This is a genomic window from Arthrobacter sp. B3I4 (assembly GCF_030816855.1).
Classification (GTDB): Bacteria; Actinomycetota; Actinomycetes; order Actinomycetales; family Micrococcaceae; genus Arthrobacter.
In genome coordinates, this window is the sequence record NZ_JAUSYK010000001.1 from 1,710,200 (window position 1) to 1,729,024 (window position 18,825).

General features: G+C 64.4%; 17 protein-coding genes. 13 read left to right on the plus strand and 4 right to left on the minus strand.

The features are described 5' to 3' along the window. The first annotated feature begins 27 nt into the window (after nt 1-27). The 3 genes from QFZ61_RS08065 to QFZ61_RS08075 all read left to right on the plus strand — a co-directional run bounded on the left by QFZ61_RS08065 (nt 28) and on the right by QFZ61_RS08075 (nt 1,320). Nucleotides 28-195 carry a hypothetical protein gene (locus tag QFZ61_RS08065; protein WP_307034946.1) on the plus strand — a complete coding sequence of 56 codons (168 nt, stop codon included), beginning with the start codon at nt 28-30 and terminating at the stop codon, nt 193-195. A gap of 456 nt (nt 196-651) precedes the next feature. Continuing rightward, nucleotides 652-1,035 (plus strand): hypothetical protein, encoded by a 384-nt coding sequence (locus QFZ61_RS08070; RefSeq protein ID WP_307034948.1) that lies wholly within the window; start codon nt 652-654, stop codon nt 1,033-1,035. Nucleotides 1,036-1,152: 117 nt separating this feature from the next. Beyond that, nucleotides 1,153-1,320: a hypothetical protein gene (locus tag QFZ61_RS08075; protein WP_307034949.1), complete on the plus strand. Its 168-nt coding sequence runs from the start codon at nt 1,153-1,155 to the stop codon at nt 1,318-1,320. Between the two features lie 367 nt (nt 1,321-1,687). On the opposite strand, the gene QFZ61_RS08080 is transcribed toward QFZ61_RS08075, so the two are convergent. The 3 genes from QFZ61_RS08080 to QFZ61_RS08090 form a co-directional block, all read right to left on the minus strand. Continuing rightward, on the minus strand, nt 1,688-2,272 hold the full coding sequence (locus tag QFZ61_RS08080) for a DapH/DapD/GlmU-related protein (RefSeq protein WP_307034951.1): 585 nt from the start codon (nt 2,270-2,272) through the stop codon (nt 1,688-1,690). 140 nt (nt 2,273-2,412) lie between these two features. Continuing rightward, the gene (locus QFZ61_RS08085) at nt 2,413-2,811 is read right to left on the minus strand and encodes a VOC family protein (RefSeq protein WP_307034953.1); all 399 of its coding nucleotides are present in this window, start codon (nt 2,809-2,811) and stop codon (nt 2,413-2,415) included. A gap of 443 nt (nt 2,812-3,254) precedes the next feature. Continuing rightward, entirely contained in the window at nt 3,255-3,776 is a 522-nt protein-coding gene (locus QFZ61_RS08090; RefSeq protein ID WP_307034956.1) for a DUF4188 domain-containing protein, read from the minus strand. A gap of 54 nt (nt 3,777-3,830) precedes the next feature. Between QFZ61_RS08090 and QFZ61_RS08095 the strand changes: the two genes are divergently transcribed. The 5 genes from QFZ61_RS08095 to QFZ61_RS08115 all read left to right on the plus strand — a co-directional run bounded on the left by QFZ61_RS08095 (nt 3,831) and on the right by QFZ61_RS08115 (nt 10,322). Continuing rightward, nucleotides 3,831-4,400: a TetR/AcrR family transcriptional regulator gene (locus QFZ61_RS08095; protein WP_307034958.1), complete on the plus strand. Its 570-nt coding sequence runs from the start codon at nt 3,831-3,833 to the stop codon at nt 4,398-4,400. Between the two features lie 265 nt (nt 4,401-4,665). Further along, on the plus strand, nt 4,666-5,382 hold the full coding sequence (locus tag QFZ61_RS08100) for a class I SAM-dependent methyltransferase (RefSeq protein ID WP_307034960.1): 717 nt from the start codon (nt 4,666-4,668) through the stop codon (nt 5,380-5,382). Between the two features lie 311 nt (nt 5,383-5,693). Next, nucleotides 5,694-7,475: an ABC transporter family substrate-binding protein gene (locus QFZ61_RS08105; RefSeq protein ID WP_307034963.1), complete on the plus strand. Its 1,782-nt coding sequence runs from the start codon at nt 5,694-5,696 to the stop codon at nt 7,473-7,475. Nucleotides 7,476-7,653: 178 nt separating this feature from the next. Beyond that, complete coding sequence (locus tag QFZ61_RS08110) at nt 7,654-9,195, plus strand: ABC transporter permease (RefSeq protein WP_307034965.1); 1,542 nt, start codon at nt 7,654-7,656, stop codon at nt 9,193-9,195. Nucleotides 9,196-9,221: 26 nt separating this feature from the next. Next, nucleotides 9,222-10,322 (plus strand): ABC transporter permease, encoded by a 1,101-nt coding sequence (locus QFZ61_RS08115; RefSeq protein ID WP_307038063.1) that lies wholly within the window; start codon nt 9,222-9,224, stop codon nt 10,320-10,322. A gap of 60 nt (nt 10,323-10,382) precedes the next feature. Here the strand turns inward: QFZ61_RS08115 and QFZ61_RS08120 are convergent, their stop codons facing one another. Further along, on the minus strand, nt 10,383-11,012 hold the full coding sequence (locus QFZ61_RS08120; RefSeq protein WP_307034967.1) for a PH domain-containing protein: 630 nt from the start codon (nt 11,010-11,012) through the stop codon (nt 10,383-10,385). Between the two features lie 80 nt (nt 11,013-11,092). Here QFZ61_RS08120 and QFZ61_RS08125 point away from each other — a divergent pair, with 80 nt between their 5' ends. The 5 genes from QFZ61_RS08125 (at nt 11,093) to QFZ61_RS08145 (ending at nt 18,722) form a co-directional block, all read left to right on the plus strand. After that, complete coding sequence (locus tag QFZ61_RS08125) at nt 11,093-12,913, plus strand: ABC transporter ATP-binding protein (protein ID WP_307034969.1); 1,821 nt, start codon at nt 11,093-11,095, stop codon at nt 12,911-12,913. Nucleotides 12,914-13,218: 305 nt separating this feature from the next. After that, a complete protein-coding gene (locus tag QFZ61_RS08130) occupies nt 13,219-14,859 on the plus strand; it encodes an ABC transporter substrate-binding protein (RefSeq protein ID WP_307034971.1) in 1,641 nt (546 codons plus the stop codon). A gap of 221 nt (nt 14,860-15,080) precedes the next feature. Then, a complete protein-coding gene (locus QFZ61_RS08135; protein ID WP_307034974.1) occupies nt 15,081-16,010 on the plus strand; it encodes an ABC transporter permease in 930 nt (309 codons plus the stop codon). Further along, on the plus strand, nt 16,000-16,992 hold the full coding sequence (locus QFZ61_RS08140) for an ABC transporter permease (RefSeq protein WP_307034976.1): 993 nt from the start codon (nt 16,000-16,002) through the stop codon (nt 16,990-16,992). The genes QFZ61_RS08135 and QFZ61_RS08140 overlap by 11 nt, the downstream gene beginning before the upstream one ends. Before the next feature lie 11 nt (nt 16,993-17,003). Next, nucleotides 17,004-18,722: an ABC transporter ATP-binding protein gene (locus QFZ61_RS08145; RefSeq protein ID WP_307034977.1), complete on the plus strand. Its 1,719-nt coding sequence runs from the start codon at nt 17,004-17,006 to the stop codon at nt 18,720-18,722. Nucleotides 18,723-18,825 lie beyond the last annotated feature (103 nt).

The following is an 18,825-nucleotide window of genomic DNA, read 5'->3' on the forward strand; positions in this document are numbered from 1 at the left end:
TCCTACGAACAACGTAAGGAGGTGATCATGATGACCAGCAAGAATTCCAATGGCGCAGCTAAAGCGGGAGCCGTACCCCGCACGGTTTCTCCGGCGCGCCTCCAGCAGAAGACTGGCTCAGCCAACGCGTTCGGCGGCTACGAAAAGGTGAAGCATGCCAACAACACCTTCAGCATGCGTACAACGAAGAAGTGACTTGGAAGTAGGAAAGCGCCTCGTCCGGATAGCCACTAATGGCGGCCCCGGACGGGGCGCTATTCATAGGAAAGAAGATGCGTCCCCTCTAGATGAGGTTATTCGGCTACGGAACGTGGTTAAGTTTAGATTTGCGTTCTAACTTCTGAAGGTACGGTGTGAGTGACCCCTACCTCGCGGTCAGCCGTACCAGTGGTGACCAGATCTCGGGTTTTGGTTGTCGACTTCAAACAATCTAGTCTTCTTGAACGGATAGGAGAACCAATGGACCTCGAAGACGCTCCCCACGGTGCATGCATTAGTTGTTGGAGCCACTACTTTTTTGTGGTGCCAGGAAGTGGACAACTGGCACTGTACAAGTTGTGACACTAACTGCTCGTAGGTGCCATCTGTGCAAATCGACGACGTCCCAGAGCGTGATCGCCCCGGGGAATCAATAAGAGGGGGAAAATCCGAATGACAGACTTTGGCACGGCCTTAAGCGCGGCCGCCCAGCGACTCGTCGAAGCCGAAACGCAGGCCCTGCTTCGCCAGGTCGAGATCGAGGTGGCTCGCAAACACGCTGATATTGAGTGGCGGGCGGAGTATGAGCCGATTATCCGGAAAGTCGGGAACGAAACCGCGCGCTGGACGGTCGCCGAGGTTGCGAAGTGGCTGCTCACGGAAGATGAAGTGGGGGAGAGGTTGGCTGATGCGCTCCGCGAGCGTCACGCAGTCGCCGATCCGCTCGCATCGGAAATCGCCGCAACCGTGCGATCGGTTCTGTCCGCGCTAGTGGCGGAGATCAACATCGTTGATGGACCTGGCGAGGATTCGGATGCGGGTCCGCTGGTCCCCTAGGCGACGGTCGTTTCTGGAACGTCTTCGCTTTGCACAGATGGCACCCACGGCCCATGCACCCTCCTTCATGCTGATCCGAGTGAACACGAGGAAGAGACCACCCACGCCGGCCTGGCTGTGAGCGTTGGGGCGCTCATCGGCGCCCTCATCTCCGCCTCACAGCCGCTCGCGTTCAGCGCGCTCACGTCGATGCGGGGCATCGTGGCGGTGGCCGGATTTGTGGTCTTCCTCGCCGGGATCGTCGCTTTCTTGCGGGCGTTTCGGCGTCAGCGGAACCGTTCGTAACGGTGCGGAACGCGGACTGGAAACTCCGCGCGCAATCACGCACCGAGATCGCGGGCATAGCGGAGGCAGTCTGTGATCTACTGCGTCGTCTGCAGTGGTGTAGATAGACCCTGGTACTTGCAACCATGTTCCACAGCAGCGAACGGGGTTCTCGGATACTCGTTCGATGAGGTTATTCGGTTACGGAACGTGGTCGAATTTAGATTAAATGTTTTAAGTCTGGCTTTAGCAGTACAACAGCACAGCGCTGTGCCGATAAGGCTAATCGGTGAGGAGACGCTAGCACCGCGCTTCGACTCAGGCGCTGCTTTGGGATTCGCTGCCCGTTTTGGTTGAACATGCAGAGGAGTTACTCCCGGCCAAGGAATTACCCTTCCGGGACCGTGCCCACCCGCTTTGCTGGCACACCAACGACGACTGCCCGCGCGGGCACGTCCTTTGTGACGACCGCACCCGCGCCCACTACTGCCCCATCGCCAATCGTCACGCCTGGTAGGACTGTTACGTTTGCCCCAAACCACACGCCCAGGCCGATCATTACGCGGGCCGGGTGCATGTCGGCTCGTCGGCTCGGCAGCATGTCGTGGTTTAGGGTCGTGATTACGGCGTTGTGGCCGATGAGGCTTCCATCGCCGATGTCGATACCGCCTTGGTCTTGAAACCGGCAGCCGCTGTTGACGAACACATCTGCGCCGAAACGGATATTCTTGCCGAAGTCAGCGCTGAACGGCGGGAAAAGTTGGAAGGACTCGGGGACCTCGCACCCGGTCAACTCACTAATTAGGGCCCGCACTTCACGGGGGGAGTGGTAGCGCCCGTTCAGCTCAGCGGTGATGCGCAGCGACTCCTGGCTAGCGGCGTGCATGGCCTCATGGTGCGGCGATCCTCCGGGGATCGTCTCTCCGGCGTTTAGTGCGGTCAGAAGATCGTGGAGACCTTGAATTTCAGCCATGTACCCACGATATCGTTCCCTTGGCTGCACCCGAGTGCCCATCTAAAGGAAATTCAAGGGAAACCCTTGAATTGCTCCCGCGGAGAAACTCACGTGACCGAATTACCGCGAGAGGTGTTGTCGGGAGACCCGACGCGGGCCTAGAACTCGCGAGAGGACAACACGCAGAACTCGTTGCCGTCGGGGTCGGCCAATACCTCCCAGCTCACGTCCGGGCCCTGGCCGATCTCGGCCCGTGTGGCGCCGAGCGCGATGAGCCGCTCGATCTCGGCATCACGGTCCTGGCTTATGTGCGGGGCGAAGTCGAGGTGCAACCGGTTCTTCGACTGCTTCTCGTGCCCGACCAGCACGAACACGAGACCCGGCGGGATCTGGTGGAAGTCGAGCTTCTCCCCGAGTTCGCGGGCCCAGGGCGGGACGAGGACCACCTCGTCGTCGGCCTCGTACATGACCTCCCAACCGAGGGCCTCGGACCACCAGCGGGCAAGGGCCCGGGGGTCTGTGGACTCGATGACGGTGGAATACCAGCGCAGTGTCATGGAACGATCATGCCCCCGGGGCGGCCGATGCGCGAGGGACCGCCGGTCCGTTCGTGTCCAGGGCACGGATGTGAAGGTGGAACTCCCGGTGGCTGCTGTGACGATGCGGGTTCAACCAACGCTTCCGGGTCTTTCGCCCGGAGGTTATTCCGTGACGGAACGTGGTGGAGTTCCGCTTCAACGTCTAGTCCCTGACCTCCCTAGACCTATTGCGATGGCCGCCCAGAACTCGTTTCCTGGGCGGTCTTGCGCTTACTCCGCCGGGTTGGAAACCAGACATAGAACGCCGACGGCGTCGCGGTGGTTTAAGTGAAGCGGCAACTTTCCTATTCATGCTCCTTGTCCAGCGTTCGGCCGCGGGCGCGAGCTGCCGCAGAAGGTGCCGGCGCCTTCGTTACCCGCTGGCAGATGTGTGTTGTTGCGGTCAACTTTTGCTTTGCCTGTCATGATGGGGTGCCCGGACCTTCGGACAGACGGCGGCTCACCTCCTCTGCCTCCAAACGCTGGCGCGCGGTGTTCAGTCCTGGTCCCACCGGGACGTGGCCGGTAGCTGCCGCCAGGCCGAAGACCGGCATGTCGCTGTACACGCTTTCCCTGCCGCCGGGCGCCGTCACGTAGGTCTCGTGCCATACCCCGACGTCGCCGGTGCCTGCGGATTCACGCATGAACCGGCGCCAGGGCTCAAGGTGCGGCGCCGAGCGGTCGGCCGAGAAGCGCTGCAGATGCTCAGGGCTCTTCCAGTAGCTGACCATGATCGTGGTGCGGCCGAACCATTGTTGGTAGCCCAGCAAGCCGGCCTCCGGCGTCTTCGCTAGGTGGGCAAGCATCCTGGGCATGGCCACCCCTACCTGTGCCACCGTCCCAAACTTCCACCAACGGTTGGCGCGCATCCCGATCAGGAAGACCGTTACCGGGCCGGCCCCGGGGTCGGCAGTGAAACGTCCTGTGCGTACTTTTTCCGACATGTGTTTCTCCTCTCATAACAGCGTTACGAAACAGTGTTATGCAATACTCATTCCATGGCAAGACCCGTAGTCCACGATGAAACCCTGCGCCGGCGGCTGCTCGATACCGCTGCCGCTCTGATTGCGCGCGACGGCGCCGCGTCCGTATCGCTGCGCAGTATCGCCGCTGCCGCCGGCACGTCGACTACGGCGGTGTATTCACTCTTCGGGGGCAAGGCGGAACTGTTGACAGCCGTGCTCGACGACGGCTTCGCTTCCTTTGCTGCCGCCCAACAAGAGGCCTCCTCTGCCGGGCTCGAGGCGTTGGGCCGGGCCTACCGAACCTGGGCGCTGGAGCATCCGGTCCTCTACGGCCTTATGTTCGGCGGCTCACTGGCCAGCCGGGTGCCGTGCCGTCCGACGCCAGGAGCCGCTCAGCCCTCGATTGCGCCCCTGTTCGCGGCGGTTGCCGCAGCCCTGCCCGGAGCAGCAGACGACGAGATCGCCGCGATGGTCGGCGTTGTGTGGGGCCAGGTCCACGGGCTGGTGTCACTGGAGTTGGCTGGTGCACCGGCGGCCGGTTGGACCTGGGATGCGGCCTACGATGCCGCCCTTGGGCAGATTGGCCGCTCGCTGGGACGCTGAGGAAGATCAGCCTCGACCAGCCGAAGGGATACGTTCCAGGTCAAGTTGGCCAGACAATCCCGGAGCGCCGCGGCACGCGAAAAGTTCCGGCGTGGTCTAAGCCGGGTGAGCAAGGACTTGAGCAAGGACTACACGTTGAAGCGGAAGTCCAGCCACGTTCCGTGACCAAACGCACCCCCCGCGCGCCCCGTGCGGATACGCGAACGGGTTGTTAGGCTCGGGCGATCGTGCTGACCAAGAGCGTTCGTCCGAGAAATGAGGTCCCGTGAAAGCCGACCACTACGACAGTTTCGCCAGGAGCTATTCGGCGGAGAACGAGTCGAGCCTCCTCAACGCCTACTACGAGCGGCCGGCGATGATCGGGCTCGCCGGCAACGTGGCCGGCCGCCGCATCCTCGACGCAGGGTGCGGGTCCGGGCCCCTGTCCGCGGCTTTAAGGGCGAAAGGTGCGATCATGTCGGGCTTCGATGCCAGTCCTGCGATGCTCGATTTGGCACGGCAACGGCTCGGTTCCTCCGCGGACCTGTATGTCGCGGACCTCAGCAAGCCGCTGCCCTTCGCCGATGACTCCTTTGACGACGTCGTCGCATCCTTGGTCCTGCACTATCTTGAGGACTGGTCGGGGCCGCTTGCCGAACTGCGCCGCGTGCTGAAGCCCGGCGGGCGCCTGATCGTGTCGGTAAACCACCCCGCGGTCAGCGTGGTCAATTACCCGAGTGAGGATTACTTCGCCATCCGGCAGTACGCGGAGGATTACGAGTTCGACGGCGATCCTGCGGTCCTGAGTTTCTGGCACCGGCCTCTTTCCGCGATGATCACCGCCTTCACCTCGGCGGGGTACCGCATCGCCACGCTGAGTGAACCCGGGCCAGCCCCCGACACGCCGCCCGAGGTCCTGCCGCCGCGGATCCGCAACGGCGAGAGGACAGCCTTCCTGTGCTTCATCTTTTTCGTCCTCGAAGCCGAGGCCCTCCGCGGCTAAAGGGATCTGTAAAGCCGGATTAACTCGAAAGGTGCCCGTTACGGAATAGCGCGCTTTGCCGTACCCGCTGCCATATCCCGCGGTTCCCGTATCCGTCAATGAATCTGCACAAAATTTACAACTTCGTCCCGCCGATTGTTGCAGCTCGGTAACGAACTATATCTCTGGTCGACTTTCCCGCCGTTCGGCCCTCCCGCGGGTTTACGCTTCATGCCATGTGAGACGCGCCACACTGCCGCTGGGGGAGTGTGCACGTCTAACTGGTGCCTCAGGCGCCGGTCTCATCCACACCACAGAAACAAGGAGGCGGAATGCGCTTCGGTCGTATTTCCAAAGCAGTGGGGGTTGCGGCGGCTGCCGCGCTCGCACTGAGTGCCTGCGCCGGCAACAGCGGCGGGACAACCCCGTCGTCGTCGGCTGCGGCAGCCAAGTCAGGCGGATCGGCAACGGTCGTCGAGGTGAACGCGTTCAACACGTTCAACCCCAACACCGCTGACGGCAACACTGACATCAACTCGAAGATCAGCTACGCCACCCACTCGGGGTTCTACTACATCGACAACAAGCTGAACGTTGTGCGCAACGAAAAGTTCGGCAAGATGGAAAAGACCTCGGACAACCCGCTGACCGTCAAGTACACCATCAACGACGGCGTGAAGTGGTCCGACGGGACGCCCGTCACCGCCGCCGACCTCCTGCTGCAGTGGGCTGCCTTCTCCGGCTACTACAACGACGCCGACGCGAAAGCCAAGACCGGAACGTCGTACTTCTCCTACGCCGGTGACTCGACCGGCATCGCCCTCACCGACTTCCCGGAGATGGGCGCCGACGGCCGCTCCATGACGATCAAGTACTCCAAGCCCTTCGCGGACTGGGAAATCGCCCTCGGCGGCCCCGGCATCGACATCCCGGCGCACGTCCTGGCGAAGAAGGCCGGCCTGGCCGACACCAAGGCGTTCGTGGACCTGCTCAAGGGCATGCCCCGCGGTGACGCGAAGGCCCCGAAGCCGGCGAATGCTCAGCTCAAGGCCATGGGCGACATGTGGAACACCGGGTTCGACACCAAGACGCTCCCGGCAGACCCGAGCCTGTACCTGTCCAACGGTCCCTTCATCGTCAAGAGCGTGAACCAGGACCAGTCCCTGACCATGGTCAAGAACAAGGACTACAACTGGGGCCCGGAAGCCAAGCTGGACGAGATCACTGTCCGCTACATCGGCGAAGCTCCGGCCCAGGTCCAGGCGCTGAAGAACGGCGAAGCCGACATCATCGCCCCGCAGGCCTCCGCCGACACGGTCGAGCAGCTCAAGGCACTGCAGAGCCAGGGCGTCACCGTCGATGTCGGCAACCAGCTCTCCTACGACCACATCGACCTGAACTACACCGGCCCGTTCGCTGACAAGAACGTCCGCGAGGCCTTCATGAAGGCCGTCCCGCGCAAGGACATCGTGGACAAGATCGTCAAGAAGCTTGACGACAAGGCCGCCCCGCTGGATTCCCAGCTCTTCGTCCCGGACCAGGCTGCCTACGCTGACTCGGTCAAGGAGAACGGATCCTCCGCTTACAAGGAGGCTGACATCGAGGGCGCCAAGAAGCTCCTCAACGGTGCCACCCCGGAAGTCCGGATCATGTACAACAAGGACAACCCCAACCGCGTCGATTCCTTCTCGCTGATCCGCGAGTCGGCCACCAAGGCCGGCTTCAAGATCGTCGACGGCGGCCTGGGCAAGTCTGACTGGGGCAAGGCCCTGGGCAAGGGCGGCTACGACGCCACCATCTTCGGCTGGATCAACTCGGGCGTCGGCGTTTCCGGCGTTCCGCAGATCTTCCGGACCGGAAACGACTCCAACTTCAACAAGTTCTCCGATCCCGAGGCCGACAAGCTGATGGATGAACTGATCGTTACCACCGATAAGACCAAGCAGGACGACCTGATCAAGCAGATCGACAAGAAGATCTGGGCGTCCGCGTACGGCCTGCCGCTCTTCCAGGCGGTTGGTGTGGAAGCTTACAGCGACCGCATCACCGGCGTGAAGTACATGCCCAACCAGACCGGTGTCTGGTGGAACTTCTGGGAGTGGGCGCAGAAGTAGCCACGACCGCAAGTAGCACTGCTAGCTAAAGGCGTCGGGACCACGGCTCTACGGTCCCGACGCCTTTCTAGCGGCACCCTGACGATGGCTTGGCCGCCGCCGTATCCCCGCAGCATCCGGCCGAACCCTGCGACCGGTCCTGGCAATCCCTGGGCCCGAATACCGAGGTTGTACCCCCATGGTGACTTATATAGTCCGGCGGCTTATGACAGCCGCGCTCATTCTTCTCGGCGCTTCCTTCCTGGTGTACCTCCTGACAGCGGCGTCCGGAGACCCCCTCGAGGAATTCCGCGTCAACAACTCCCCGCAAAAACAAGCGCTGATGGACGCGCGCACCGAGCTCCTGCAACTGGATGTCCCGGCCCCCGTTCGCTACTTCAGGTGGCTCGGCGGGGCGGCACAGTGCCTCATCCCGTTCGCCAATTCCTGTGACCTTGGCAAGAACATCGCCGGCCAGCCCGTCACTGACGCCCTCGGCCACGCGCTCGTCCAGACCCTGACCCTCGTCACCGGCGCCACGGTGCTGGCCATTCTGATCGGTATCACGCTGGGCATCGTCACGGCCCTGCGCCAGTACAGCGCCCTGGACTACGGCGTAACGTTCATGGCCTTCCTGTTCTTCTCGCTGCCCATCTTCTGGGTCGCCGTCCTGCTGAAGGAATTCGGGGCCATCGGCTTCAACGACTTCCTCCGGAGCCCCGATGTGCCGCTGCCTGCGGCGCTGGGCATCGGTGCCGCGCTCGGTCTGGTGGCAGCCGTCGCCGCCGGCGGCGCCTTGAAACGGCGACTGACCGTCGGCGGCGTCGTCTTTGCCTTCGTCAGCGCGGTGCTCATCTATTTCTCCGCCACCGAGTGGTTCAAGACGCCCGGCCTTGGCCCGGTTGTCATCGCCATCGCCGGGGTGGGCATCGCCTTCGCCGTCACCTTGCTGTCCGCGGGACTCAAGAACCGCAAGGCGCTGCAGTCGGCCCTGATCGCCGTCGCCGTCGGCGTCGTCCTCTATTTCGTCGTCCAGCCGCTGCTGAACGAAGCGACCTTGCTGATGATCGTGCTGCTGGCAGCCGCCTCCATCCTGGTGGGCCTGGGCATCGGCTACGTCATGGGCGGCTACGACCGCGGCCAGTCGATGCGCGCCGCGGCCATCACGTCCTTCCTCGTCGGGGCGCTGATCCTGTTGGATCGCTACATGCAGGCCTGGCCCACCTACTTCAACAACAGCCGCGTGCGCGGGCGGCCGATTGCCACGATCGGTGCCAACACCCCAAACATCCAGGGGGACTTCTGGGTACTGGGCCTGGATTCGTTCACGCACCTGATCCTGCCCACGATGGCGCTGATCCTGATCTCCCTGGCCAGCTACACGCGCTTCACCAGGGCCTCGATGCTGGAAATCATGAACATGGACTACATCCGGACCGCCCGCGCGAAGGGCGTCTCGGAGCGCACCGTCGTGATGCGCCACGCTTTCCGCAACGCGCTGATTCCGATCGCCACCATCGTGGCGTTCGACATCGGCGGCTTGATCGGCGGTGCCGTCATCACCGAGTCCGTCTTCTCGGTCCGCGGCATGGGCTTCCTCTTCTTGGACGGCATCACCCACATCGACCCGAACCCGGTCATGGGCGTTTTCCTCTGTGTTGCCATCACGGCCATGGGTTTCAACCTGATTGCGGATCTCGCGTACTCCGCTCTCGATCCGCGCGTAAGGGTAAAAGCATGAGCCAGCCAAGCCAGCAAGACGAAATCATGGCCGAAGACGCCGCCCTGGGCAGCACGCCCGCGGCCGGAATCGAACCTGTCCTCGAAGCGAAGGGCCTGAGCCAGGGCCAGATCGTCCGTAAACGTTTTCTTGGGCACACCGGCGCGATCATCGGCCTGGCGGTCTTCGCCTTCATCTTCCTGCTCGCCTTCACGTCGGTGGGCTACCTGGGCATCCCCGGCTGGTGGAAGTACGACCACGAAGCAGTGTCGCCGCTAGTAAATGACGGCGCCCCGACCTCCTCGCTTTGGCCGCTGGCCTGGGGCGAGCACCCGTTCGGCCAGGACCGGATCGGCCGTGACCTGTTCGCCATGACCATGCGCGGCGCACAGCAGTCCATCACCGTGATGGTGGTGATCGGCCTGATTGCCGGCCTGCTCGGCGTCCTCGTCGGTGCGGTCTCCGGTTACTTCCGCGGCTGGGCCGAAGCGGTGCTGATGCGCCTGACCGACGTCATCATCATTATCCCCGCCCTGCTGCTCGCCGCAGTGATGGCCCAAATGGCCGGCCGCCGGGACTCCAGCAGCTGGTTCGCGTCCTTTGCGAGCAGCAACGGTGTGTTGGCCCTGGGCATCTTCCTCGGCCTGATCAGCTGGGTCAGCCTTGCCCGGCTGATGCGCGGCGAGTTCCTGTCACTGCGGGAGCGGGAGTTCGTCGACGCCGCGCGGATCTCCGGTGCGAGCAACGCGCGGATCATCTTCAAGCACATCCTGCCCAACGCCGTCGGGGTGCTGATCGTGAACGTCACGCTGACCATGTCTGCCGCGATCCTCACCGAAACGGCGCTGAGCTTCCTGGGCGTCGGCGTGAAGGCGCCGGACACCTCCCTGGGCCTGCTCATCTCGCAAAACCAGCAGGCCTTCTCCACCAGGCCCTGGCTGTTCTGGTTCCCGGGCCTGTTCATCGTGCTGATCTGCCTGAGCATCAACTTCATCGGCGACGGCCTGCGGGACGCGTTCGATCCGCGGCAGAAGAAGTTCAACGCCAAGAAGGTCCGCGGCGGCACCGCTCCTGCCGGACCCCCGGCTGCGGCGCCGGCGGCAGAGAAGAGCGCAGTCACCGCGTTCGACGGCACCAAGGACAGCTAGATGTGCAGTCTGGTGACGGCGGGAAGAAGCCGTGCTGACGCGCGGAGGGAGGGCAGCGGCCTAGGCGGCAGCGACCGTCCAGTAACTGGCCGCAAGCAGCAGCACGGCGACGCCGATCACCGCCCAGCGGGGCTTCACGATGACGGCCGTGGTGGCTGCCTCGCCCGTGGCCAGCGCACCGGTATCCACCAATCCCTGCCAGCGCAGGCGCACCAGGCGGGCAGCCTGGCCGGAGTCGGTGGTTTTAAGGTCACCGGGGCGGACCGACTTCCCCGGCCCGTAGCTGGTATCCGGAAGCCCGTGCAGATCCTCGGGACGAGCATTCCGGCCGCCCCAGATTCCGGGAGCCGGAGCGGCCCAGGCCGCGTAGCTCTTGTGCGCCGTGACCAGGGTCAGGGCGTAGCGGGTGTCCACGTGCACCAGGGCCGCCCACGGCACCAGGACCGACCGGAACGGGTTGTCCAAGGTGACGCCGCCGTCGTGCACTACGACGGCGGGAATCCAAAAGAACTGCCAGCCCAAAAACGCGATCAGCAGCAGCGGCGGGCTGCTGAGCAGGCCGGCGGGCCCCGCCGAGGCCACTGTGACCGCCAGGCCGAAGGCCGCCACCGCCCAGGCCAGCCACGCGAACCATTTGTTGGTCCGGGCCTTGAAGATTTCGACGTTTCCGGCATCGGGCACAGTGCTCATGCCCCCCATAATTCAGTATTCCGGGTTCCGGCACTAATCAGCGGTGCAACGGTGGCCCGGGTGGAAGGAACAAACCCCTCATGACTGATTTCACCACCCTGGACCCGGCTCCGGCTCCCACGCCCGGAAAAGGCGACGCCGTGCTGGAGGTCCGCGACCTCAGCGTTGACTTCGGCGTGGACAAGAAGTGGGTACCCGCCGCGATCGGCCTGAACTACGAGGTGCGAGCCGGCGAGGTGCTGGCGATCGTGGGGGAGTCCGGATCCGGCAAGAGCGCCAGCTCGATGGCGCTGCTGGGCCTGCTGCCCAGCAACAGCCGGGTCAGCGGCAGCGTGAAGCTGGCCGGCAGGGAACTGCTCGGCGCCAACGAGTCAAACATCCGGTCCGTCCGCGGCAAGGATGTCGCGGTGATCTTCCAGGAACCCATGACGGCTCTGAACCCGGTCTACACCGTGGGCGCGCAGATCGTGGAAACCATCCGGCTGCATAACGAAGTCTCACCGGACCAGGCCCGGGAACGAGCCGTCCGGATGCTTGAACTGGTGGAATTGCCGGACCCGGAAAAGGCCTTCAAATCCTACCCGCACCAGCTCTCCGGCGGCCAGCGCCAGCGGGCCATGATCGCCCAGTCCCTCTCATGCGACCCGAAGCTGTTGATCGCGGACGAGCCCACCACGGCCCTCGACGTCACCGTCCAGGCGGAAATCCTGGACCTGATGCGCAACCTGCGCAACAAGCTTGACAGCGCCATCGTGCTCATCACCCACGACATGGGCGTGGTGGCCGACCTCGCGGACCGGATCGCGGTGATGCGCCGGGGCCTGATCGTGGAAACTGGCACCGCGGCGGAGATCTTCCACAATCCGCAGCACGAATACACCAAGGCACTGCTGGCCGCCGTCCCCCACCTCGGCCAGGGCACTGCGGAGAGCGACGTGGACGTCACGGCAGCCCTCGCCGCGGCGACGCAGGCCGAGATCCAGGTCATCCCGCGCGCGGAACTGCTTCGGCGCGAGCGTGAAAACGCGGCCGCGCTGGCCGCCGCCGAGGCCGCAAAGCCGCAGGGCGAGCCGGTCCTGGAGCTCACCAACGTGGCCATCGAGTACCCCAAGCAGGGCCGCGTGCCGGCGTTCCGCGCCGTCGAGGGCGCCAACCTTGCCATCTATCAGGGTCAGGTCGTTGGCCTCGTGGGCGAATCCGGCTCGGGCAAAACCACGATCGGCCGCGCAGCAGTCGGGCTGCTCCCCGTCGCCGCCGGCACTATGAAAGTGGTGGGGCAGGACATCTCCGCGGCTAAAAAGAACGGCCGGCAGCTGCACGACATGCGCCGGCACGTCGGCATGGTGTTCCAGGACCCCTCGTCCTCACTGAACCCGCGCCTGCCGATCGGAGAAAGCATCGGTGAGCCGATGTTCCTCGCCAAAGTCGCCAAGGGCGCGGAGCTGCAGTCGCGGATCGAAGCCCTGCTGGACCAGGTGGAGCTGCCGCGCGACTACCGCAACCGCTACCCGCACGAGCTCTCCGGCGGGCAGAAGCAGCGCGTGGGCATCGCCCGGGCACTGTCGCTGAAGCCGAAGCTGATGGTGGCCGACGAACCCACCTCGGCGCTGGACGTCTCCGTCCAGGCGAAGGTGCTTGAACTGTTCCAGCACCTGCAGAAGGAACTGGGCTTCGCGTGCCTCTTCGTCACCCACGACCTGGCGGTGGTCGATGTGCTGGCCGACCGGATCTGCGTGATGCAGCGCGGCCGGATCGTCGAACAGGGCACCCGCGACCAGATCCTGCGCAACCCCCAGGAGCCCTACACGCAGCGTCTCCTTGCGGCCGTTCCGCTGCCGGACCCGGAGAAACAGCGCGAGCGGCGGGAGCTGCGCGCCCAACTGCTGTCGGGGGCAAGTTAGGCGCCGGGCCGCGGGCTCGGCGCCGCCGCCGCCGGGGGAGTTTCAGTTAGGGGAGAGTAACCCGGTGTCCCGGAAGGAGCGAATCCTACCAGCCGGTAATGTGTGACTTGAAATGCGTTTCGCTTGACGCTAACCGTCACGGCATTGTCGGATCACGGTTTGGCAACGGAGTTCCATTATCCGGACACTTTGCGGTTAGGCTACTTCCACATGTAGGCCACGTCACAAGGGATACCCCTGTGCCCGGGCCTGCCGGGAAGCACAAGTCTTTCCCGAACGAACTCCCACAACTCTTAGGAGGCGGAATGCGTTTTTCGCGCACTTCCAAAGCACTGGGCATGGTGGCCATCGCTGCCATGGCCCTGACCGGTTGCGGCGGCGGCGGTTCCAACACCGCCGGCGGCAGCACCGGTGGCGACACCAGCAAGGTCATCCTCGCCGACGGCTCGGAGCCCCAGCGCCCGCTGATGCCGGCCGACACCAACGAGGTCGGCGGCGGCAAGGTCATCGAACTCATGTTCGCCGGTCTCGTCAGCTACGACCCCAACGGCAAGCCCGTGAACGAACTGGCCGAGTCCATCGAGGGCAAGGACGGCCAGCACTTCACCATCAAGCTCAAGAAGGACCAGAAGTTCACCAACGGCGAGGCCATCACCGCCAAGACCTTCGTTGACTCCTGGAACTTCGGCGCGGCAGCCAAGAACGCCCAGCTCAGCGGCGGCTTCTTCGAAAGCATCAAGGGCTACGACGAGGCCAGCGCCGAAGGCTCCACCGTCGAGACCATGTCCGGCCTGAAGGTCGTTGACGACCAGACGTTCACCGTTGAACTCAAGCAGCCCGAATCCGACTGGCCGCTGCGCCTCGGCTACACCGCCTTCGTCCCGGTTCCGTCCGGCGCCCTGAAGGACCCGAAGGGCTTCGGCGAGAAGCCGGTCGGCAACGGCCCGTACAAGATGGCCGAAGGCGGCTGGCAGCACAACGTGCAGATCCAGCTTGTCCCGAACCCGGACTACAACGGCCCGCGCAAGGCCAAGAACGCCGGCGTGACGTTCAAGATCTTCCAGAACGACGACGCCGCGTACCAGGACCTGCTGTCCAACAACCTGGACATCCTGCAGACCATCCCGACCAGCGCCTTGAAGAACTTCAAGTCCGACCTGGGCGAGCGCACCATCAACAAGCCGTACGCCGGCAACCAGACCATCGCGATTCCGGAATACCTGCCGGAGTGGAGCGGTGAAGCCGGCAAGCTGCGCCGCCAGGCCCTTTCCATGGCCATCAACCGCGACGAAATCACCAAGGTCATCTTCAACGGCGCGCGCCAGCCCGCCAAGGACTTCACCGCCCCCGTCCTGGACGGCTACAGCGACTCCATCCCGGGTTCCGAGAACCTGAAGTTCGACGCCGCCAAGGCCAAGGAGACCTGGGCCAAGGCCGACGCGATCCAGAAGTGGGACGCCGGCAAGACCTTCACCATCGCCTACAACGCCGACAAGGGCGGCCACAAGGCCTGGGTTGAAGCTGTCGTGAACCAGCTCAAGAACACCCTCGGCATCAAGGTCGAAGGCAAGCCGTACGCCACCTTCAAGGAAGCCCGCAACGACGCGACCGCGAAGACCCTGACCGGTTCGATCCGTGCCGGCTGGCAGGCTGACTACCCGTCGCTGTACAACTTCCTCGGCCCGATCTACAAGACCGGTGCCGGCTCCAACGACGCGAAGTACGCGAACCCGACCTTCGACAAGGCCATCTCGGACGGCCTCGCCGCTTCCTCGGTCGCCGAAGGCAACAAGGCCATGAACAAGGCCCAGGAAATCCTCCTGACCGACCTTCCGGCCATCCCGCTCTGGTACCAGGTCGCCCAGGGCGGCTGGAGCGACAAGGTCACCAATGTTGACTACGGCTGGGACGGCGTTCCGCTGTACTACAACATCACTGGCAAGTAAGAACTGAACAACGGCGGGGGCTGCCTGGAAGGGGCCTCCGCCGTTGTTTTGCTTTGACGCCGATTTCTTCCTGATGGCCCGAGACCCGGGCGTACTTTTCGCAGCCCGGCGCACCGTGACCGTTCCGGCGCCGGCCTGCATCAATACTGAAAAGGTTCTTCGATGAACAACTCCGCCGCATCCCTGGACCGGATGCCTGCTGACAAGGGTGTGCTTCGCTGATGGCGACTTACATCCTCAAGCGTTTCCTCCAACTGATCCCCGTCTTCCTGGGCGCCACGCTGCTGGTCTACTTCCTGGTCTTCAGCCTCCCCGGCGACCCGATCGTCGCCCTGTTCGGCGACAAGCCGGTCAATGAAGCCGTCGCTGCGAAGCTCCGGGCCCAGTACCACCTGGACCAACCGTTCTGGATCCAATACCTGCTCTACCTGAAGAGCATCTTCACCTTCGACCTGGGCCAGGACTTCTCCGGCCGCCCGATCGCCGCGGTGCTGGGCGAGGTCTTCCCCGTCACCGCCCGGCTCGCCGTGATGGCGCTGATCTTCGAAGCCGTGTTCGGCATCATCTTCGGTCTCATCGCCGGCCTCCGCAAGGGCAAGATCTTCGACGCTACCGTCCTGGTCGCCTCGCTGGTGGTCATCGGTATCCCGATCTTCGTGCTGGGCTTCCTGCTGCAGTTCACCATCGGTGTCCAGCTCGGCTGGGCGAAACCCACCGTGAGTTCCGCGGCCACCGTACAGGACCTGATCCTGCCGGCCATCGTGCTGGGCCTGGGCTCCTTCGCCTACGTGCTGCGCCTGACCCGCACCTCGGTCATCGAGAACATGAACGCCGACTACGTGCGCACCGCCACGGCCAAGGGCCTGTCCCGCTTCCGCGTGGTGCGGGTGCACATCCTGCGCAACTCCCTGATCCCCGTCATCACGTTCCTTGGCGCGGACCTGGGCAGCCTGATGGGCGGTGCGATCGTCACCGAAGGCATCTTCAACGTGCCCGGCGTCGGCAACCGGCTCTACCGGGCGGTGCTGTCCGGCGAAGGCCCCACGGTGGTCTCGATCGTCACCGTGCTGGTGCTGATCTACTGCCTCTCCAACCTGCTCGTTGACCTGCTGTACGCCTGGCTTGACCCGAGGATCCGCTATGACTCCTGATTCCACCACCGAAAGGCAGGGCGCTTCGGTGCCCGCGACGCGCCACATCGAGCACTTCGTTGCCGACTTTGCCGAAACGCCGCTGCAGGCCACGGACAAGGTCAAGGAAGACCAGGCGCCGCTCAGCCTCTGGGCCGAGGCGTGGCGGAACCTGCGCAAGCAGCCGCTGTTCCTGATTTCCGCCTTCCTCATCCTGGTCGTCGTCGCCGTGTCCCTCTTCCCGGGCCTCTTCTCGCCGATCGACCCGACCTCCGAGGCATGCCAGCTGGCCAACTCCGACGGCGGTCCCGCCGCAGGGCACCCGCTGGGCTTTACCCAGCAGGGCTGCGACGTCTACGCCCGGGTGATTTTCGGCACCCGGTCCTCCGTGACCGTCGGGCTGTTCACCACCATCGGTGTGCTGCTGATCGGCGGCATCATGGGAGCCTTGGCCGGTTACTACGGCGGCTGGGTTGACGCCGTGCTGGCCCGCATCAACGACATCTTCTTCGCCCTGCCGCTGATCCTCGGCGCCATCGTCGTGATGCAGCTGCCGATGTTCCGGGCCAACCGAACCGCGTGGACGCTGGTTCTGATCCTGATGACCTTCGGCTGGCCGCAGATCGCCCGGATCACCCGCGGCGCCGTGATCGAGGTGCGCAACGCGGACTTCGTGACCGCTGCACGCTCTCTCGGCGTCTCCAAGTTCGGCGCGCTGATGCGGCACGTTATGCCGAATTCGCTGGCCCCGATCATCGTGGTGGCCACGATTTCGCTCGGCACCTTCATCGTCGCGGAATCGACCCTGTCATTCCTGGGCATCGGACTCCCGCCCAGCGTGATGTCCTGGGGCAACGACATCCAGGCCGCGCAGGCCTCCCTGCGCTCCAACCCGATGCCGCTGCTGTACCCGGCCATCGCACTTTCCATCACCGTTCTGAGCTTCATCATGCTGGGCGATGCCCTGCGAGATGCTCTCGATCCCAAAGCGCGCAAGCGATGAAAGGGGAAGCCATGAACGCCCCTGTTGAAATCCGTGAAGAAGGAACGGCCGCCCGGCGTCCGCTCCTTGAAATCAGGGACCTGGCGATCAGCTTCAAAACCAGCGGCGGCGAGGTTAACGCCGTCCGGAACGCCCACCTCACCGTGATGCCCGGGGAAACCGTGGCCATCGTGGGGGAGTCCGGCTCCGGCAAGTCGACGACGGCGCTGGCCGCCATCGGCCTGCTGCCCAGCAACGGCCGGGTTTCCGGCGGCCAGATCCTCTTCGACGGCGAGGATATTTCCCACGCCGGCGAAAAACGGATGATCGAACTGCGCGGCAACAGCATCGGCATGGTCCCGCAGGACCCGATGTCCAACCTGAACCCGGTCTGGAAGATCGGCCACCAGGTCCGCGAGACGCTGAAGGCCAACGGCCTGCCCGACGGTCCGGACGACGTCGCCACGGTCCTCTCCCAGGCCGGCCTTCCCGACGCGGCCCGGCGGGCAAAGCAGTACCCGCACGAGTTCTCCGGCGGCATGCGCCAGCGTGCCCTGATCGCGATCGGCCTGTCCTGCCAGCCGCGCCTGCTCATCGCCGATGAGCCGACCTCGGCCCTGGACGTCACCGTGCAGCGGCAGATCCTGGACCACCTGGACAAGATGACCACCGAACTCGGCACCGCCGTGCTGCTGATCACCCACGACCTGGGCCTCGCTGCCGAACGCGCCGACAAGGTCGTGGTGATGTACCGCGGCCAGGTGGTGGAATCCGGTCCGTCGCTGGAGCTGCTGCAGAACCCGCAGCACCCGTACACCCAGCGGCTGGTCGCCTCGGCTCCGTCCCTGGCCTCCCGCCGGATCCAGGCCGCCAAGGAACAGGGCGTCGAGTCGGAGGACCTGCTGGCACCGGCCGAGGACGCCGCCGTCGTGGAACCGACCCTGCCCGATGAAGTCCTGCAGATCCAGAACCTCCGCAAGGTATTCAAGCTCCGGTCCGGGCTCGGCCGCTCCACCGACTTCACCGCGGTGGACGACGTCTCGTTCTCCGTCAGGCGCGGAACCACGACGGCGATCGTGGGGGAGTCGGGCTCCGGCAAGTCCACGGTGGCGCAGATGGTGCTGAACCTGCTGACCCCCACGTCGGGCAAGATCGTGTTCGACGGCGTCGACACCTCCACGCTGAACAGCAAGGAACTCTTCGCCTTCCGCCGCCGCGTGCAGCCGATCTTCCAGGATCCGTACGGTTCGCTCGACCCGATGTACAACATCTTCCGGACCATCGAGGAGCCGCTGCGGACCCACAAGATCGGCGACAAGCCCAGCCGGGAGAAGAAGGTCCGGGAACTGCTGGACCAAGTGGCACTGCCGCAGTCCACAATGCAGCGGTACCCGAACGAGCTTTCCGGCGGCCAGCGCCAGCGCGTGGCGATCGCCCGTGCCCTGGCCCTTGACCCCGAGGTCATCATCTGCGACGAGGCCGTTTCGGCGCTCGACGTGCTGGTGCAGGCGCAGGTGCTGAACCTGCTCGCGGACCTGCAGTCCCGGCTGGGGCTGACCTACCTGTTCATCACCCATGACCTGGCGGTGGTCCGGCAGATCGCTGACCACGTCTGCGTCATGGAGAAGGGCAAGCTGGTCGAGACCGGTTCCACAGACGAGGTCTTCGACTCCCCGCAGCAGGACTACACCAAGGCCTTGCTCAACGCCATCCCCGGCGCGAGGCTCATGCTTCCGCCGGAAGTTGCCTGACCTTTTAGCGCCAAGAACGAAGGAGCCGGTGCCCACCCTGAGGTGGACACCGGCTCCTTCTGTTTGCCCGGTACCCGCTGCGCGGTATCGCCCGGTACCCGCT

Coding starts and splice junctions, on each gene's coding strand:
- QFZ61_RS08070 (WP_307034948.1), top strand. CDS start 652: ATGACAGACTTTGGCACGGCCTTAAGCGCGGCCGCCCAGCGACTCGTC.
- QFZ61_RS08080 (WP_307034951.1), bottom strand. CDS start 2,272: ATGGCTGAAATTCAAGGTCTCCACGATCTTCTGACCGCACTAAACGCC.
- QFZ61_RS08085 (WP_307034953.1), bottom strand. CDS start 2,811: ATGACACTGCGCTGGTATTCCACCGTCATCGAGTCCACAGACCCCCGG.
- QFZ61_RS08115 (WP_307038063.1), top strand. CDS start 9,222: ATGGCCGAAGACGCCGCCCTGGGCAGCACGCCCGCGGCCGGAATCGAA.
- QFZ61_RS08090 (WP_307034956.1), bottom strand. CDS start 3,776: ATGTCGGAAAAAGTACGCACAGGACGTTTCACTGCCGACCCCGGGGCC.
- QFZ61_RS08110 (WP_307034965.1), top strand. CDS start 7,654: ATGGTGACTTATATAGTCCGGCGGCTTATGACAGCCGCGCTCATTCTT.
- QFZ61_RS08105 (WP_307034963.1), top strand. CDS start 5,694: ATGCGCTTCGGTCGTATTTCCAAAGCAGTGGGGGTTGCGGCGGCTGCC.
- QFZ61_RS08065 (WP_307034946.1), top strand. CDS start 28: ATGATGACCAGCAAGAATTCCAATGGCGCAGCTAAAGCGGGAGCCGTA.
- QFZ61_RS08120 (WP_307034967.1), bottom strand. CDS start 11,012: ATGAGCACTGTGCCCGATGCCGGAAACGTCGAAATCTTCAAGGCCCGG.
- QFZ61_RS08095 (WP_307034958.1), top strand. CDS start 3,831: ATGGCAAGACCCGTAGTCCACGATGAAACCCTGCGCCGGCGGCTGCTC.
- QFZ61_RS08130 (WP_307034971.1), top strand. CDS start 13,219: ATGCGTTTTTCGCGCACTTCCAAAGCACTGGGCATGGTGGCCATCGCT.
- QFZ61_RS08135 (WP_307034974.1), top strand. CDS start 15,081: ATGGCGACTTACATCCTCAAGCGTTTCCTCCAACTGATCCCCGTCTTC.
- QFZ61_RS08145 (WP_307034977.1), top strand. CDS start 17,004: ATGAACGCCCCTGTTGAAATCCGTGAAGAAGGAACGGCCGCCCGGCGT.
- QFZ61_RS08140 (WP_307034976.1), top strand. CDS start 16,000: ATGACTCCTGATTCCACCACCGAAAGGCAGGGCGCTTCGGTGCCCGCG.
- QFZ61_RS08125 (WP_307034969.1), top strand. CDS start 11,093: ATGACTGATTTCACCACCCTGGACCCGGCTCCGGCTCCCACGCCCGGA.